The organism is Ferruginibacter profundus (genome assembly GCF_054783275.1).
This window is the reverse complement of sequence record NZ_BAAGQW010000003.1, coordinates 611251-628520: the sequence shown is the minus strand read 5'-3', so window position 1 is coordinate 628520 and position 17270 is coordinate 611251. Positions and strand designations below refer to the sequence as shown.

The following is a 17270-nucleotide window of genomic DNA, read 5'->3' as shown; positions in this document are numbered from 1 at the left end:
GTTTATTTTTACAGGTAAGATAAAAACTATTTAGCAGAATGGATACTGAAAAACTGGTTATTATAACCGCCAGGGTACATCAATTTCTTATTGATACTTTAGAAAAGAAAGCATTTAAAGTGCTTTATCTTCCTGAGATAACCTACGAAGAATTGAGTTCTCTTATCAGCAATGCAGAAGGATTAATTGTAACCACAAGATTAGCTATTGATAAAAATATTTTAGATAAAGCCGGTAAATTAAAATGGATTGGCAGGCTGGGCAGTGGCATGGAATTAATTGATGTGGCTTATGCCCGATCAAAAGGGATACAATGCGAAAGCAGCCCCGAAGGTAACCGCAATGCAGTTGCTGAACATGCATTGGGTATGTTGCTGGGTTTATTAAATAAGATCAACAGTAGTTTTGAGCAGGTTAAAAAAGGCGAGTGGATACGTGATGCCAACCGTGGCACTGAATTAACCGGTAAAACGGTGGGCATTATAGGCTACGGCAATACCGGCAGCAGTTTTGCAAAATTGCTGGCACCATTTGATGTAACGGTGCTGGCTTACGATAAATACAAATTTGGTTTTGCCGGGGGATATATCAAAGAAGCTAACCTTGAGCAGATTGCCCGTTATGCGGATGTGGTGAGTTTTCACCTGCCTTTAACTGAGGAAACCCTTCATATGGCCAACGCTGCTTTTTTTAATTCCCTGCAACAAAAGCCGGTGGTAATCAATACTTCAAGAGGTAAAGTGGTAGATACTAGCGCTTTAATAACAGCATTGCAGGAAAATACAATTGCTGCAGCGGCGTTAGATGTGCTGGAGAATGAGAAAATAAAAACACTCAACGCAACACAGCAGGAACAATTGGATTTCCTTGTACACCAACCCAATGTAATTATAACCCCACATATTGCCGGTTACAGCCACGAGGCGTTTTACAAAATGAGCGCCGTTATACTGGAAAAATTAGGTATTTAAAAATTTCACTACTTTTGCAGTATATGCAACGCCTTAGGCAATCTGGGGCGTTGTATTTTTTTTCTCTTTACTAAAAGAATTTTTATGAGCGCAACGAATTATGTTAAGAAAGACACGTTTGAAAAAATGAAGGAAGAACTTCATTTGATGAAAAGTGTAGACAGGCCTGCTGCCAGCAAAGCTATTGCCGAAGCACGTGAAAAAGGTGACTTAAAAGAAAACGCCGAATACGATGCTGCAAAAGAAGCACAGGGGATGCTGGAAGCAAAAATAAAATACCTGGAAGGGGTGATTGCCACTGCACGAATACTGGATGAGACCAATATCGATACCAGCAAAGTGAGCATTCTTACTAAAGTATCATTAACCAACCTGGGTACAAAAAAACAGGTTACTTACCAGATCGTTTCAGAAAAAGAAGCCGATTTAAAACTGGGTAAAATTTCTGTTACTTCACCTATTGGTAAAGGTTTGTTAGGAAAAGTAATTGGTGATGTAGTGGATGTGGTGGTACCTGCCGGTACTTTAAAATTTAAAATTGAAGGCATATCGGTTTAATTTTCTGATATACATTTTTATAACCCATTCACTGAAGAGTGAATGGGTTTTTTCTTTCCGGTTTTTACTGGTGGGTCACTTCAATAAGGTGGCTCATCTTGTAAAAACCGGGTGAGCCTCTTCCATAAATTGTCTCACTTTGCAAAAGCCGGGTGAGCCACCTTGAAGAGGTGACCCACCCTATTATTTTTCTATTGTATCTTTAATAAAATAAATTGTATGACCATCTTTTCTAAAATAATAGCCGGACACATTCCCTGTTATAAAATTGCAGAAAACGAAAAGTTCTTTGCTTTTTTAGATATTGAACCATTAGTAAAAGGCCATGTATTGGTAGTGCCGAAAATAGAAGCAGATAAGCTGTTTGATGTGCCGGATGATTATCTTGCAGGCATACTGGTATTTGCCAAACCCATTGCACATGCCATTGAAAAATCATTCGATTGTAACCGTTGTGGTATAAGCGTAGTAGGGCTGGAAGTACCTCATGCACATATACACCTGGTACCAATAAATTCGGCCAACGACCTGAATTTTACAAAAGGGAAAACAAAAACTACTGCAGAAGAGCTGAAGGCAGTACAGGAAAAAATATGGAGTAACCTTTAAGGTAAAGCCTTAAAGGTTAATTTGTAACGGCTTACATACATTTTTTTAGAGTTGTATTTAATCCGTGTAATCCGTAGTAGAAAAAAAGCGGTGTAACAGCTTCTAATTTATTTGCAATCTGAATCCCACACCATGTATTGTTTCTAAGGCAATGTTGGGGTCGGGTTTTAAATATTTGCGCAGTTTGGTAATGAACACATCCATACTTCTGCCTAAAAAATAATCATCTTTACCCCATACATTCAACAATAACTCTTCTCTCTTTAAAATTTTATTAAGATGTGTTACAAAAAATTTTAGCAGGTCGGCCTCACGTTGGGTAAGAGATGTGGTTGTAGAATCGCTGTAAATTTTTAGTTCGTTATACGCAAATCTCAGCGTGCCCAATTTATATTCTTCCACCGCATCAGATTTTAATTTTTTAGTGCGGCGTAAAAAAACATCCATACGCATAACGAGCTCCTGCATGCTGAAGGGCTTGGTAATATAATCATCAGCACCGGTTTGAAAACCTTTGATCTTATCTTCTTCCAGACTTTTGGCAGTGAGGAATATCACCGGTATCACATCACTTTGCTGCCGTATTTTTCTGGCTAAAGAAAAACCATCTCTTACCGGCATATTAATATCCAGCAGACAAATATCAAATGAAGTCTTCTGAAATTTTTGCCACGCAGCTTCCCCGTCTGCACAATGGATCACTTCAAATCCTGCATCCTGCAGGCCATCTTTAATAACAAAGCTTAAAGAAAGGTCATCTTCAGCCAGTAAAACTTTTGCTTTGCTCATGTTACAAATTTAAGAAGTTGCAATTTTTATAGTGAAAATACTGCCATTGCCCGGCATACTTTTTACATCTATTTTTCCCCCGTGTGCATCAATTACTTTCTTCACAAAATTAAGGCCTAACCCAAAACCTTTTGCGGTATGCAGTTCACCGTCGGTAACCCTGAAGAAACGATCGAATATTTTTTTCTGGTTTTCTTCGCTGATGCCAATGCCATTGTCTTTTATGGCAATGCAGCAATCTTTTCCTTCTGTATAGGTGGAAATTACAATTTGCGGATCAGTAGAATATTTAATCGCATTTTCAATAAGGTTGATAAAAGTCAGCAGCATATAATATTTATCTGCAGTAACCATATTGCCGGTTGGTGAAAATGAAGTTTCAATTGTGGCATGCTTTTGCTCTATCAGCGGATGCAGGTCTGTAATGGCCTGTTGAATTAAAGTAGTAATATCAAATTTCTCTTTTTCCAACGGTACTTTATTGCTGTCGGTATAAGCAATTTCTAAAAGTCGTTGTGTTTGCGCCTGCAGGTGAGTAGTTTGCTCATCAATGATGGCCGCATAATTTTTTAATTTCTCCGGCTTATCAGCAATATTGGGTTGTTGCAAAACTTCGGCCGCTATTTTAATAACGGCTAAAGGAGTTTTAAATTCATGCGTAAAATTATTGACAAAATCTTTTTGTGTTTCATTTAAAAATTTTTGCCTGTACAGGTAAAATATACTGGCACCAAATGCAATTAATACCAATAATAATAAACCTCCGGACCCCATCCAGAAATACATCTGCTTTAAAATATATTCTCCGCGATGAGGAAAAAATAACGCCACATAAGAATAGTCTCTTTTTAAAACGGGTATGGCAGCACTTTCTTTGGGCGCATGGTAGGCATCGGGTAAATCGATGTACTGTTCATTGGTAAAAGCATTTTTTTCGTGGCTGTAGATCGCAGCTTCGCAATCGGTGTACACATCAAAATCGGTAAGTTCAGCTTTAAGGTTCAGCCAAAGACTGTCTAAGTATGGGCTGCAATCAATTCTTAATAAATACAGGTCAGGCTTGGGGTTCTCTACTACTTTCTGCACATTATCGGATACATCATTTACAAGTTCCATATCATCATACAAGCCGCGGATACTTTTAGAAACATTGATGTTGAATTGTTTTTCCTCCAGCTTATATACTTTTTGTAGCCAGATCAGTTGTACGGCAATAATAATCGTAACCAAAACGGTGCTGATTAAAATTACAAACCTTAATGTTTTTGAACGAATGACCATGCTTACGAAGTTACGGCTTAAAAAAAGTTACCCGTTAAATAAGTTGGAGCTTAACAGATCGTTTGCGAATTTAGAATTAGGGGTTACTAGTTACGGGTTAATTGATTGTTTGCGAATTGTTATGACCTAATCCTTCGCTAACCATCAAAAACTAAAATAACCCGTAAAATCTACACCTTCTTAACCCTCCCCGGATTCTGCGCTATAAACGCATCCCATCCCTTTGTTTTTTTGCCTGTTGTTGCAGCTACCGGTAGCCTGTTTTGAAAGTGATGGCAAACGGCTACGGCCAAAGCATCGGTGGCATCAAAATGTTTTGGGTCATCTTTAAATTGTAAGATCTGCTGCAGCATTTTCATCACCTGTTCTTTACCTGCATTGCCATTTCCTGTAACGGATTGTTTTACTTTTTTAGGAGAGTATTCTGTTACTTCCAGGCCATGGCGCATGGCAGCAGCAATAGCCACACCTTGCGCCCTGCCCAGCTTTAACATGCTCTGTACATTCTTGCCAAAGAAAGGTGCTTCAATAGCAAAAGTATCGGGCTGGTATTTGGTGATCAATCCACTCACCGTATTAAATATCAGCTGCAGTTTTTTATAGGTGTCTTTTATTTTACCGGGTTGTAATACACCCATGTCCAGTAAGGTCATGGTATTGCCTTCAACCTTAATTAATCCATAGCCCATAATTATTGTGCCGGGGTCAATTCCTAAAATGATGGAGGGCTTTGTCTTTGGCACACTAAAAGTTTTTTGGGTTTGATAATTGAACTAACATTGCGTATTGAACAAAAGTATCAAAATATTAGTCAACTATTTTTTAGGGCCGGTGTTATTAATTGTTCTCTGTATCAGCTTGTACAAACAGCTGATGCAACAACACGACCTGGAGCAGCGCTGGCAGCAGGTGCAACAAAGCTGGCAAAGCCGGAAGTTTGTTGCGGTTATTATATTAATGCTGGTGAACTGGGGTATTGAAGCCAGGAAATGGCAATTGCTGGTAATGCATGTACAGCAGTTCCCGTTTATCAGGGCATTTAAATCAGTGTTGTCGGGCTGCAGTATCACTATGCTTACACCCAACCGCATTGGTGAATATGGTGGCAGGATCTTATTTATAAAAGAAGAGCATCGCATTAAAGCTATTTCGCTGAATATTGTAAGCAGCATCAGCCAGTTACTGGTTACAATGATAATGGGATGTGCAGGATTGATTTTTTTAAGGTTTTTTTCACATACCGATCGCAACGCTTTAAGCGTTTTACCTGACTTTTGGGGCAACGTACTGATCTATTTTAGTATCACAGGTACGGTATTGCTCTTTTTATTTTATATCAGGTTAGGCTGGCTGGTAAGCTTAATGGAAAAATTAACAGCATTTAATAAAATTGTAAGGCATATTAAAGTGCTGGATGAATTTTCGGCAAGCCAATTGCTTAGGATACTGTCATTATCATTATTGCGGTACCTTACTTTTGTGTTGCAGTACGTTTTGTTGTTGCAGGTAATGCAGGTGAATATAGATGCCGGGTTGAGTTTTTGGCTGATAACAGTTTTTTACCTGGTGATGGCAGTAGCGCCTACCATAGGATTTCTGGAATTACCGGTAAGGGCAAAAGCAAGTATGGAACTGATGAAATTATACAGCACCAATACTTTGGGAATAGAAACGGCAGCATTGTCGATATGGTTAATTAATTTAGTGATACCTGCAATAATCGGCAGTTTGTTAATTTTAGGCATTAAAATAGTAAAAGAAAAATGATACGTTACACCAGGTATAGTTTACTGATTATAGGTTTGATTTGTTTGAGTTTTAAACCTTACGATGAATTTTGCGGTATCAGGAACACTGCTTTTAAAGCAGATGAAGTGGTAACGATGAAAGTTTTTTATAGTGCCATGGGCGCTTATATTGGTGCAGGAGAAGCTACTTTTAGTACTACATTGGAAAGATTTAATGGCAAACCGGTATACCATTGTGTGGGTGAAGGAAAGACCTATTCCTTCTTCGATAATTTTTTTAAAGTAAGAGACCGCTATGAAAGTTATATTGATACTACAAATTTAACGCCGTACAAATTCATCCGCAATGTAGATGAAGGCGGGTATAAAAAATATAATAACGTAACGTTTAACCAGGGAGCAGGCACAGCAGTGAGTACCAATGGTGTATTTAAAGTTACCAATTGCATACAGGATGTGGTGAGTGCAGTGTATTATGCCCGTAACATCGACTTTAGTAAATACAAAGTGGATGATAAAATTCCTTTTGATATGTTTCTGGATGATGAGGTATATCATTTATACATCCGCTATTTAGGAAAAGAAAAAATTAAAACCCGTTACGGAAAATTTAATGCTATAAAATTTAAACCGCTGCTGATCAAAGGAACCATTTTTGAAGGTGGTGAAAAAATGAATGCCTGGGTAAGCGATGATCCCAATCATTTATTGTTAAGGGTAGAAAGCCCGATTGCAGTAGGCAGCGTTAAAGTAGATATGATGGGCTACAGAAATTTACGATATCCTTTAACTTCTCTTATCAGTGTGAAGTAAGCGAGTACAACGGAATTATTATTTCGTTTTTTAGTACCACGGAATAGCATTCTGTTTTTAGCTGAGCGAAATAATAATTTTACTGTACTAAACCAGATCCTCCAGTTTAAAAATATCTTTTTGCCGGATGCCTTTTTCTGTCATTTGCAGGTTGCAGCATTCATTAACAGGATCGTGTTCAAAAAACAAGATATAATTGTTTTCCAAAGCTTCAGTAAGAAAAGCTTTCTTCTCATTTAAAGTGGTCAGCGGAAACATATCATATCCCATTACGTAAGGCAAAGGAATATGGCCAACAGATGGTAACAGATCGGCCATATACACTATCGTTTTCCCATTGTAATTTATTTTAGGCAACATCATAGCATCGGTGTGACCGTTTACGGTAAAGAAAGAGAAGTGGGAGGTGAGTGATGAGTCGTGAGTGGCAAGACGTGAGGCGTGAGAAGCACTCACCATTGACGATTCACTGTGCACGCTCAAAAACTTTAATTGCCCGCTTTCCTGAATGGGTAAAATATTTTCTTTTAAAAAACTTGCTTTCTCCCTGTCGTTGGGATGCGTAGCCCAGTCCCAGTGTTTTTTATTACTCCAGTAAGTAGCATTTTTAAATGCAGGTACCAGTTTGTCTCCCTGTTTTACAATACTTCCTCCGCAATGATCAAAATGCAGATGCGTTAAAAAAACATCAGTGATATCATCTTTTGTAAAACCATGTTTGGCTAAAGATTTATCTAACGTATCATCGCCATGCAGGTAATAATGCCCGAAGAATTTAGCATCCTGTTTATCTCCCATGCCATTATCAACCAGAATTAATCTGTCTTCATCTTCAATCAATAAACAACGCAATGCCCAGCTGCACATATTATTGTCATCAGCAGGGTTTAATTTGTTCCAGATACTTTTAGGTACCACACCAAACATAGCGCCGCCATCTAATTTAAAATAACCGGAGTTGATGGAATATAATTTCATAGTGCTAAATTAATAAGTAACGGTCTTGTTTTTTTGTGTTGCCGCGGTGGCGAGTAACAGTAATAAACCTAACACAAAAAAAGCTATCAATGCTAAAAGAGAATTACGCATACTATTGGTAATGCCTTCAATTAAGCCAAAACTGAATAAGCCAATTACGATGGCAAATTTTTCTGTTACATCGTAAAAACTAAAAAAAGATGCTGTGTCTTTTGTTTCAGGCATTAATTTAGAATAGGTAGAACGGCTGAGCGATTGTATGCCACCCATTACCAGCCCTACCAGGGACGCCAAAATATAAAAATGTAATTCAGTAGTGATAAAATAACCGGCAATACAAACACCGATCCATAATAACACAGTAAAAATTAAAACTTTTATATTACCATAGGTAGCTGAAAGTTTCGACATTGCTATAGCACCTGCAATGGCCACCAACTGGATAATTACAGCGGTGATGATCAGTTTATCATCTGCAAGTTTTAATTCCTTAATACCAAAATCTATTGCTATCAGCATTACAGTTTGCACGCCCATACTATAAAAGAAAAATGCAGACAAAAATCTTTTTAATACCGGCATTTTAATTACCTGCTGCCATACAATTTTCAATTCGTGAAATCCATTTACCAAAACATGTTTTTTAGCCTGTCTTTCGCTTTTGGGGCTTATCGGAAGCCGGGCAAATGTTATCTGGGCAAATCCTACCCACCAAATGCCTACCAGTAAAAATGTAATGGTTAACGCAAGGCCTTTATCTTCCATTGTCATTACCAATGCAAAACCCACCAACTGCATTAAAACGCTGCCAATATAGCCCATGGTATAACCCTTAGCACTTATTCTATCCATATCTTTTTCTGCAGCTATTTCGGGCAGGTAAGAATTATAAAAAACCTGGCTGCCATAAAAGCCAATACCGGCAAACATAAAGCACATCAAACCGAGGGTAACATGGTCTTTATTAAAAAAATAGAGTAGCGAACAACTTGCAGCGCCTAAATAACAAAAGAAGCGCATGAAATTTTTCTTATTGCCTTTATAATCTGCTATAGAAGAAAGAATGGGCGATAATAGAGCGATTACTAAAAATCCAAATGCCAATACATAATCCTTTAATTCGGTATTCACAAAATGGCGACCTAAAAAAGTAATGCCATCAGGAAAATTTTTTAGCGATGTTACTGCGGCATAATAAGCAGGAAAGAAAGTAGTGGTAATTACTAAATTATAAACACTGTTGGCCCAATCGTACATGGCCCATCCATTAATAACTTTTTTAGGAGCAGTTTGCATTTTAATTAATTAAGAATGAAAAATTAACAATTAAAAAGTAAAGGGCAACAATATTTTTATCAGGCAGCCTGTACAATAATACCTTTCCATATCAGCACCAGCATTATTATTCCCACAATAATCCTGTACAATCCCCAAACCCTGAAACCATATTTTTTTAAAAAGCCAATAAAAAATTTAATAGCTAGTAATGCAACTACAAAAGCCACCACACTGCCAATTAGCAAAGTGGTTAAATTATCTTTTGCAATTACTTCCGGGTTGGTTTTATAAGTGTCTAAAAAACTTTTTGCAGAGGCTGCCAGCATGGTAGGTACGGCTAAGAAAAAAGAAAATTCTGCAGCGGCACTCCTGGTAAGCTTTTGGCTCATACCCGTAATAATAGTTGCCGCACTGCGGCTGAGTCCGGGGAAAATAATCGAAAGTACCTGGCCACAACCAATAACAAAGGCGGTTTTATTACTTACCTTTTCTTCTGAATCAACAGTTGGATTTTTAAATACTTTGTCGATAAACAACAATACCACACCACCGGCCACCATTACACAGGCAATAAAAGTGAGATTGCCCAAAGCAGCATCAATATGCTTTTTTAAAAAGAAGCCGGCAATTAAGGCAGGTACCACCGCAATGATCAGCTTGATATAAAAACTGATCCTTTTAAAATCAAAGAATTTTTTCCAGTATAAAACCACTACAGCTAATATGGCAGCTAATTGAATCACCACTTCAAACATATCTGTAAAAGGCGAAGATGAAACACCCAGTAAAGGGTTTACAAATTTCATGTGAGCCGTAGAAGATATGGGTAAAAACTCTGTAAGCCCTTCTACAATGGCGATAATAATTGATTGTACAGTATCCATGTAATTGTTTTAAGCAGTTAAAATAAAAAATGCGAAGCAAGACTTCGCAAAATGGTATTCATCATAAATGATACATTATTCATTGGTCTTCGGCTTCTTCATAATAGCAAAGATCTCTATCAGTAAGCCGGCAATAATTAATATCGGGGCTACGGTAATACGTCTTGGACTGTACACTTCACTATCATTAAAAACCTTTGGGTCGGGGCTTTTGCCACCCGACATTAAAACAAAACCTATAGCCATTACCACAATGCCAACAAGCATCCAGATATAATTTTCTTTAGTAAACAGGGTTTGATTGGTTACCTGCGGTTGTTTCTTTTCGTTGCTCATGAGTTATTATTAAAGTGCAATATTAATATAAATCATCCAATTTCATCCGCAGGTATTTAATTACCGAGCGGTGCGTACTGAAAAGCGTAATGCTAATGCCTAAAACTATAATTAGTAAAAATAATAAAATCAGGCTTTTATTGTCATGTAAAACTTTAAAATCAGGAGCAAAATTTTCAACAAGTATTACAGTGCTCCATATTGCTGCAATAGCAATTAGCGAAGCAATTAACCCGTTAATAATAGCCCTTGCGTTAATCGGTTTTGCAATAAACCAACGGGTGGCTCCAACCATTTGCATGGTTTTGATTAAAAAGCGGTTGCTGTACATAGCCAGTCTTATGGTATTGTCGATAGAAAAAACAACTAAAATAGTTAGTATAATTGCAGCTATTAAAAAGATGATTGCAGCGGTTTTCACATACTTACTTACTTTAGTAATAGTTTCTGTAGGAAATTGAAATTCTTTAACAACTCCCGGGAAATTATTAATTAATTCACCGGATAAAATATTCAGGCTGTCTTTTTGAACATAATTGGCCTTTATATAAAAGTCAATACTTTCTGGTAAAGGGTTGTTATCTAAAAATTTTTTCCAGGTGGTATCATTTTCCTGGTTCCATTGTTTGGCAGCCATTTCTTTGGTGATATATTTTACATCTCTGGCATAGGGTATGGCAGTAATATAACTGGTAAGGCTGTCAATTCTTTTTTTACCGGCATCGGGGTAAAGCCATGCATGAACCTGTATATTTTCTTTAAGATAATCACCCGATTTTTGAAGATTTAGGAAAAACCATCCTACAATACCAAATAAAAATAATACCAGCGATACACCTATAATTGCATAAGCATAAGTAGGTTTACCACGTTTGCTGCTTGCTTTTCCGAATTGAGCCATACTGTTTTTAATTTATTTAATGGTGTAGGAACACGCTTGCGTCGTGTTCTATCTTGATTAGTAGACCGCAAATTAATTCAATTTGCGGGTATTATGTTATTTTTGCCCACTACAAAACGATTGCCTGCCGTAATTATTTTTATAAATAGAGAAGATATGAGGCGAATGGAGGTGAAATAACTTTTCTTTCACAATTTTATGTGTCAGGCGGTTTTAAACCGCAGGGCGCTTTGCAGGGTGAATAAAGACTTAATGTATACCGATGTATCGGAACTACCCCAATGAAGTTGAATACCACTTTGTTGGAGCAGATTAAAAAAAGAAAAAGAAACATAAATGGAGTATAAGTTCAACGAGATAGAAAAGAAGTGGCAGGATCACTGGAAAGAAAACAAAGTTTATAAAGTATCTAACGATGCTGATAAGCCCAAATATTATGTGCTGGATATGTTTCCGTACCCGAGTGGTGCAGGATTGCATGTGGGCCATCCGCTGGGCTATATTGCCAGTGATATTTACAGCCGTTACAAAAGATTGAAAGGCTTTAACGTGTTGCACCCGATGGGCTTTGACAGTTTTGGTTTACCTGCAGAACAATATGCTTTGGAGACAGGCCAACACCCGGCAGAGACCACCAAAAAAAATATTGCCACCTTTAAAAGCCAGCTGGATAAAATTGGTTTTTGTTACGATTGGGAAAGAGAAGTGCAAACCAGCGATCCCCGTTATTATAAATGGACACAATGGATCTTTTTACAGTTGTTCAATAGTTATTTCTGTAATACCCAAAAAAAGGCGAGGCCAATAACTGAGCTGGTCAAAAAATACGAAACTCAAGGCTGTGCAAAATTTACCGCTGAAGAATGGAATAACTACAGCAAAAAAGAACAGGAGGAGATTTTAATGGATCGCCGTTTAGCGTTTAGCAAATACGGCGAAGTAAACTGGTGCGAAGCATTGGGCACCGTATTGGCCAATGATGAAGTAGTGAACGGTGTGAGCGAACGTGGCGGACACCCGGTTGTAAAAAAGAAAATGCGCCAATGGTATTTGCGTATCACTGCCTATGCAGATCGTTTACTGGAAGGATTGGAAACAGTAGACTTCAGCGAAAGCATGAAAGAAATGCAGCGCAACTGGATCGGGAAATCCCAGGGAGCAGAAATAGACTTTGAAGTGGTGAGTAAAGAGCCTGCGGATTCGAACGCTCCACTCACGTCTCACCAGTCACGCCTCACGGTGTATACCACTCGTCCTGATACCATCTTTGGGGTGGACTTTATGGTAATAGCACCCGAGCTGGACCTGGTACAACAAATAAAAACACCCGAACAAACTGCAGCGGTAGACGAATACATAGCTTATGTAAAAAGCAGGAGCGATGTGGATAGAATGGCAGAGAAAAAAATCACCGGCTGTTTTACGGGTGCGTATGCTATCAATCCTTTTGATGGCAAACAAATCCCTGTCTGGATAAGCGAATATGTTTTAGCAGGTTATGGTACCGGTGCTATTATGGCCGTGCCCTGCGGCGATGAAAGGGATTTTAAATTTGCAAAACATTTTAATATTCCCATCACTAATATTATTGGTGCACATTTTAATGGCGAAGAAGCCAATTCCACTAAAGAAGCCATTTTAGAAAACAGTGGTTTTTTAAATGGTGTGAAGATGACCGAAGCAACAGAAATAGTGTTGCAAAAATTAGAAGAAAAAGGCATCGGCAAAAGAAAAGTGAATTACCGGATGAGGGATGCTGGCTTCAGCCGTCAGCGGTATTGGGGTGAACCATTTCCTGTTATCTGGAGTGATGGTATTGCTGTGCCATTAGATGCAGCAGAATTACCATTGGAATTACCGCATGTAGATAAATACGGGCCGGGAAGGGAAGGCGAAGGGCCTTTATCAAATCTGGTGGATTGGGTAAGTGTGAGCAATGGAAAAAGAGAAACTTCTACCATGCCGGGCTATGCAGGCAGCAGCTGGTATTTTTTACGCTACATGGATCCGCACAATGCTGAAACTTTTTGTGACAGAAAAGCCAGCGATTACTGGAACCAGGTAGATTTATACATTGGTGGTACCGAACATGCGGTAGGCCATTTATTGTACAGCCGTTTATGGACGAAAGTGTTGTTTGACCTGGGGCATATTGGCTATGAAGAACCGTTTAAGAGGTTGTTGAACCAGGGGATGATACAGGGGAGTAGTAGGTTTGTGTATATGGTTTCTCATTTGACTTTTAGCGGTGGCAATATAGAGGCAACAATGAGTGTTTATAATAAGAATCCGTTATTCATTTCAACAGAGTTAAATATTAAACTGTCAAAAGAAAGTAGAGATTCTGAACTTTCTAAAGCTGTCGAGAAGAAAATTTTAGAGCATGCAAATCTGCTTAGTTCAAAGGATAAATTTGTTGCATTTAGTTGTTATAAAATTCATGCAAATGTAGATTTTGTAGATGGAGTTATTCTAGATACAGAGAGATTTAAAACTCAAAAAATTGATTATAAAAACGCTGTTTTTATAACAGAGGAGAATGGACAATTTATCTGCGAAGCTGAGGTAGAGAAAATGAGCAAGAGTAAACTTAATACAGTTAATCCAAGTGACTTGTGTGTTAAATACGGCGCCGATACTTTCCGCATGTATGAAATGTTCCTTGGCCCTGTAGAAGCCAGCAAACCCTGGGACGATAAAGGCATTGAAGGCGTACATCGTTTTTTAAGAAAACTATGGCGTTTGTTTAATGATGAGTTAAAAGGCAAAGTGTGGACAGATGAAAAAGCCACGGATGCTGAATTAAAAATTTTACACCGCACCATTAAAAAAATTGAAGAAGATACCGAGAAGTTTTCTTTCAACACTGCTGTAAGTGCGTTCATGATCTGTGTGAATGATTTATTTGATGTAAAGTGTTATAAAAAAGAAGTACTGGAAAAAATACTGATCTTATTGGTGCCTTATGCACCACATATTGCCGAAGAATTGTGGCATCAGTTGGGTAATGCAGGCACTATTTTAGATGCAACGTATCCAACCTTCAATCCTGCATTGTTAGTAGAAAGCAGTAAAGAATATCCTGTGTCTGTTAACGGCAAAGTAAGAACCAATCTTTCTTTAACATTAGACCTTGATCAAAAACAAGTCGAAGAAATCATCCTTCAAAACGAAACCGTACAAAAATGGCTGGAAGGCAAACCGCCTAAAAAAATTATTTATGTAAAGAACAAGATGATTAATGTGGTGGTGTAATGCCAGGGTGGGTCACCCCATTAGGGTGGCTCACCCGATGTAAGCCAATGCTCTTGCCTATTTTGCAAGTACTCTGCTTCAATTGCAGGGTGAGCCACTCTTAAGGAGTGACCCTCCCGGTGTAAGCTAATGCTCTTGCCTATTTTGCAAGTACTCTGCTTTAATTGCCGGGTGAGCCACTCTTAAGGAGTGACCCACCCGATGTAAGCCAATGCTCTTGCCTATTTTGCAAGTACTCTGCTTTAATTGCCGGGTGAGCCACTCTTAAGGAGTGACCCACCCTGTCTAATCCAATACGCTTACCTATTTCGCAAGTACTTTACTTTATTTCCAGAGCTACCCGCCCGTTGTATGCCAGTACGTTTATCAATTTCGCAAGTACCCTGTATTTTGGCAGGGTGAGCCACCCATAAGGGGTGACCCACCCGGACATTCGAGTATTGTTACAGGAAAAGCAACCAAAGTTGATCCTGTATTCGTCTTTAGCTCAAAATATTTTTGAGATGCCTGTTTCGGAATTATTAAAATCCCCTTTTGTTGCCGGGAATCATTATCATTTAGTTTTTAAAAGTATTGACGGAGTGTTATTATTTAGAGACGAAAATGACCACACTATTTTTTTAGAACGCTTTCAAAAATTTACTGCAATAGCATTTTATAACTGGGCTTATTGCTTACTTAACAACCATGTACACTTTATCGTCAAAGTAAAGCCACTGGAAAATATTGTAATAGCTATTTCCAAAACAGATCAAACAAAACAAACGGTTGCCATGAAAGAATTATTGGCAGTACAAGACAAACCGGAAACTCTGGACGCAATGATAGAGCGACAGGTCAATAGCTTTATGGTATCGTATGCTAACTATACAAAAAATAAATATCACCATAAGGGCGGGCTATTTCAGAAACCTTTTAAAAGAATAGCAATTGATTCCGATGCGCACTTGCAAATGGCAATAATCTATGTGCATGCAAACGTGGCAAAGCATAAAGTGTTTGATAATTATAAAAAATACGTACACAGTTCATATACTGCTATTATTACAAACAATAATTTTTATTGTGCATCGGCGTCAGTAGTACAATTTTTTGGCGGTGTAGAAAAGTTTATACTATTACATGAGGAACAAATAAACTACTACTATCAAAAAGGTTTTCCAAATTCTAAACTGGAGTAGGGTGGGTCACCCCATTAGGGTGGCTCACCCGGTGTAAGTCGATGCGCTTATATATTTCTCAAGTGCTCTGTTCTAATTGCCGGGTGAGCCACTCTTAAGGAGTGACCCACCCTGCCCAATCCAATACGCTTACCTATTTTGCAAGTACTCTGCTTCAATTGCAGGGTGAGCCACTCTTAAGGAGTGACCCACCCGATGTAAGCCAATGGTCTTGCCTATTTCGCAAGTACTCTGCTCTAATTGCCGGGTGAGCCACTCTTAAGGAGTGACCCACCCGATGTAAGCCAACGCTCTTGCCTATTTTTTGCAAGTACTCTGCTTTAATTGCCGGGTGAGCCACTCTTAAGGAGTGACCCACCCCATACTTAAACAGTCGGCGTTTTATTCGCCGACTTTTTTTATTTTACACCCATGCGTTTTGAATTCAGTTTTTACAGTTCGCTGCTGCTGATATTTTTTGTACATGGTCTGGTGTATGCCGTACTGCTATTCAGAAAAGGTATAAAAAATGAATCTTCCTCTGATAAATGGCTGGCTTTTTTTTTACTGCTTTGCATTTTATACATCAGCCCCTGGATGGTAGGTTTTGCAGGCTGGTACGATAATCAGCCTTACCGGGATATTTTGTTTTATGTGCCCACGCAGCATTTGTTGTGGATGGGGCCGGTCATCTTTTTTTATGTACAAAGTTTACTCAACCCCTCTTTTAAGTTTGGTAAAAAAGAAATGCTGCATTTATTGCCGGGCATTTTATATTTACTGTACAGTCTTATAATTTTTGTAACGGATAAACTGATCGTACATCAATATTATTTTTTAGCCGACCAGGCAGACCCTGATTTTGGTTCCTGGTACCAGGCGTTTGGTTTTTTATCTATGTTTATTTATTTCCTGCTTTCTCTTCGTTATTACAACGGCTATAAAAAATTAATGCTGCAGGTAGTGAGCTATGCAGATGTGGTATTGTTTAAGTGGGTAAAGAATTTTTTATATGCTTTTTTGTTTATGCTGGTCATTCGCCTGCTATTTTATGCCGCTTCATTTTTCCCGGTATTTCAAAGGATGCGGTACATGGGCGATTGGTGGCAGTTTTTTTCTTTCGCTATTATTTTTTACTATATCGCTATTGAAGGGTTTTCCAATTCTGTTGAAACCAAAGTGCCCTTTAAATTTAATTTATTAAGCTACCAGCCGCCACGCTTATTGCAATATGCAGCCGCTACCGATGAGAATGAATTTATTGAAGATGCAGAAATAATAGACACCGACATTGAGCCGGCTGGTAAAAAAGAAGAGGGCGATTTGCTAAATGAATGGAAGCTGAAGATTTTAAAGCTGCTGGAAAAAGACAAAGTTTATGAAGACCCCGAACTGTCTTTAACCCAAATGGCCAAACAGCTGGATACCAATCCTTCCTTACTTTCAAAAATGATCAACCAGGGCTTTCAGCAAAACTTTAATGATTGTATCAATTATTACCGCATTGAAGCCGTAAAGCAAAAATTACAATCCGGCGAACAAAAAACACAAACCCTTTTAGGTATTGCGTACGATTGCGGGTTCAACAGCAAAGCTACTTTTAACCGGGCCTTTAAAAAAGCAACGGGACTTAGCCCGAAAGAATGGTTGCAAAAAATATCCACTTGATTTGAGACCAACTTAACTGGTATCAAATCCTGATTTGAGGC

At 38.4% G+C, this 17270-nt stretch carries 16 protein-coding genes; 8 read left to right on the top strand and 8 right to left on the bottom strand.

What is annotated here, in order from left to right; genetic code table 11:
• Nucleotides 1–38: 38 nt before the first annotated feature.
• The 3 genes from ACYVM0_RS22420 (at nucleotide 39) to ACYVM0_RS22410 (ending at nucleotide 2138) form a co-directional block, all read left to right on the top strand.
• Nucleotides 39–971 carry a Rossmann-fold NAD(P)-binding domain-containing protein gene (locus tag ACYVM0_RS22420; RefSeq protein ID WP_460560859.1) on the top strand — a complete coding sequence of 311 codons (933 nt, stop codon included), beginning with the start codon at nucleotides 39–41 and terminating at the stop codon, nucleotides 969–971.
• Nucleotides 972–1055: 84 nt separating this feature from the next.
• Nucleotides 1056–1529 carry a transcription elongation factor GreA gene (greA, locus tag ACYVM0_RS22415; RefSeq protein WP_460560857.1) on the top strand — a complete coding sequence of 158 codons (474 nt, stop codon included), beginning with the start codon at nucleotides 1056–1058 and terminating at the stop codon, nucleotides 1527–1529.
• A gap of 219 nt (nucleotides 1530–1748) precedes the next feature.
• A complete protein-coding gene (locus ACYVM0_RS22410) occupies nucleotides 1749–2138 on the top strand; it encodes an HIT family protein (RefSeq protein ID WP_460560855.1) in 390 nt (129 codons plus the stop codon).
• A gap of 102 nt (nucleotides 2139–2240) precedes the next feature.
• Here ACYVM0_RS22410 and ACYVM0_RS22405 read toward each other — a convergent pair whose 3' ends face one another.
• From ACYVM0_RS22405 to ruvC, 3 genes are all read right to left on the bottom strand, one after another.
• Nucleotides 2241–2927: a response regulator transcription factor gene (locus ACYVM0_RS22405; RefSeq protein ID WP_460560853.1), complete on the bottom strand. Its 687-nt coding sequence runs from the start codon at nucleotides 2925–2927 to the stop codon at nucleotides 2241–2243.
• 9 nt (nucleotides 2928–2936) lie between these two features.
• Complete coding sequence (locus tag ACYVM0_RS22400) at nucleotides 2937–4208, bottom strand: sensor histidine kinase (protein WP_460560851.1); 1272 nt, start codon at nucleotides 4206–4208, stop codon at nucleotides 2937–2939.
• Between the two features lie 170 nt (nucleotides 4209–4378).
• Nucleotides 4379–4951, bottom strand: a complete 573-nt coding sequence (gene ruvC, locus ACYVM0_RS22395; protein WP_460560849.1) for a crossover junction endodeoxyribonuclease RuvC — start codon at nucleotides 4949–4951, stop codon at nucleotides 4379–4381.
• A gap of 43 nt (nucleotides 4952–4994) precedes the next feature.
• Here ruvC and ACYVM0_RS22390 point away from each other — a divergent pair, with 43 nt between their 5' ends.
• Together ACYVM0_RS22390 and ACYVM0_RS22385 are read left to right on the top strand one after the other, a co-directional pair.
• Nucleotides 4995–5975, top strand: a complete 981-nt coding sequence (locus ACYVM0_RS22390) for a lysylphosphatidylglycerol synthase domain-containing protein (RefSeq protein ID WP_460560847.1) — start codon at nucleotides 4995–4997, stop codon at nucleotides 5973–5975.
• Nucleotides 5972–6769: a DUF3108 domain-containing protein gene (locus ACYVM0_RS22385; protein WP_460560845.1), complete on the top strand. Its 798-nt coding sequence runs from the start codon at nucleotides 5972–5974 to the stop codon at nucleotides 6767–6769. Before ACYVM0_RS22390 ends, ACYVM0_RS22385 begins: the two co-directional genes overlap by 4 nt.
• 87 nt (nucleotides 6770–6856) lie before the next feature.
• Here the strand turns inward: ACYVM0_RS22385 and ACYVM0_RS22380 are convergent, their stop codons facing one another.
• The 5 genes from ACYVM0_RS22380 to ACYVM0_RS22360 all read right to left on the bottom strand — a co-directional run bounded on the left by ACYVM0_RS22380 (nucleotide 6857) and on the right by ACYVM0_RS22360 (nucleotide 11146).
• Complete coding sequence (locus ACYVM0_RS22380; protein ID WP_460560843.1) at nucleotides 6857–7747, bottom strand: MBL fold metallo-hydrolase; 891 nt, start codon at nucleotides 7745–7747, stop codon at nucleotides 6857–6859.
• 9 nt (nucleotides 7748–7756) lie between these two features.
• Nucleotides 7757–9043 carry an MFS transporter gene (locus tag ACYVM0_RS22375; RefSeq protein WP_460560841.1) on the bottom strand — a complete coding sequence of 429 codons (1287 nt, stop codon included), beginning with the start codon at nucleotides 9041–9043 and terminating at the stop codon, nucleotides 7757–7759.
• 59 nt (nucleotides 9044–9102) lie between these two features.
• Nucleotides 9103–9909, bottom strand: coding sequence for an undecaprenyl-diphosphate phosphatase (locus ACYVM0_RS22370; RefSeq protein ID WP_460560839.1), 807 nt, complete (start codon nucleotides 9907–9909; stop codon nucleotides 9103–9105).
• 75 nt (nucleotides 9910–9984) lie between these two features.
• The gene (locus tag ACYVM0_RS22365) at nucleotides 9985–10245 is read right to left on the bottom strand and encodes a DUF3098 domain-containing protein (RefSeq protein ID WP_460560837.1); all 261 of its coding nucleotides are present in this window, start codon (nucleotides 10243–10245) and stop codon (nucleotides 9985–9987) included.
• 22 nt (nucleotides 10246–10267) lie between these two features.
• Entirely contained in the window at nucleotides 10268–11146 is an 879-nt protein-coding gene (locus ACYVM0_RS22360; protein ID WP_460560835.1) for a cell division protein FtsX, read from the bottom strand.
• Between the two features lie 336 nt (nucleotides 11147–11482).
• Here ACYVM0_RS22360 and ACYVM0_RS22355 point away from each other — a divergent pair, with 336 nt between their 5' ends.
• The 3 genes from ACYVM0_RS22355 to ACYVM0_RS22345 all read left to right on the top strand — a co-directional run bounded on the left by ACYVM0_RS22355 (nucleotide 11483) and on the right by ACYVM0_RS22345 (nucleotide 17229).
• The gene (locus tag ACYVM0_RS22355) at nucleotides 11483–14401 is read left to right on the top strand and encodes a leucine--tRNA ligase (RefSeq protein WP_460560833.1); all 2919 of its coding nucleotides are present in this window, start codon (nucleotides 11483–11485) and stop codon (nucleotides 14399–14401) included.
• Nucleotides 14402–14904: 503 nt separating this feature from the next.
• The gene (locus ACYVM0_RS22350; RefSeq protein ID WP_460560831.1) at nucleotides 14905–15582 is read left to right on the top strand and encodes a transposase; all 678 of its coding nucleotides are present in this window, start codon (nucleotides 14905–14907) and stop codon (nucleotides 15580–15582) included.
• 411 nt (nucleotides 15583–15993) lie between these two features.
• Nucleotides 15994–17229 carry a helix-turn-helix domain-containing protein gene (locus tag ACYVM0_RS22345; RefSeq protein ID WP_460560829.1) on the top strand — a complete coding sequence of 412 codons (1236 nt, stop codon included), beginning with the start codon at nucleotides 15994–15996 and terminating at the stop codon, nucleotides 17227–17229.
• Nucleotides 17230–17270: the final 41 nt, after the last annotated feature.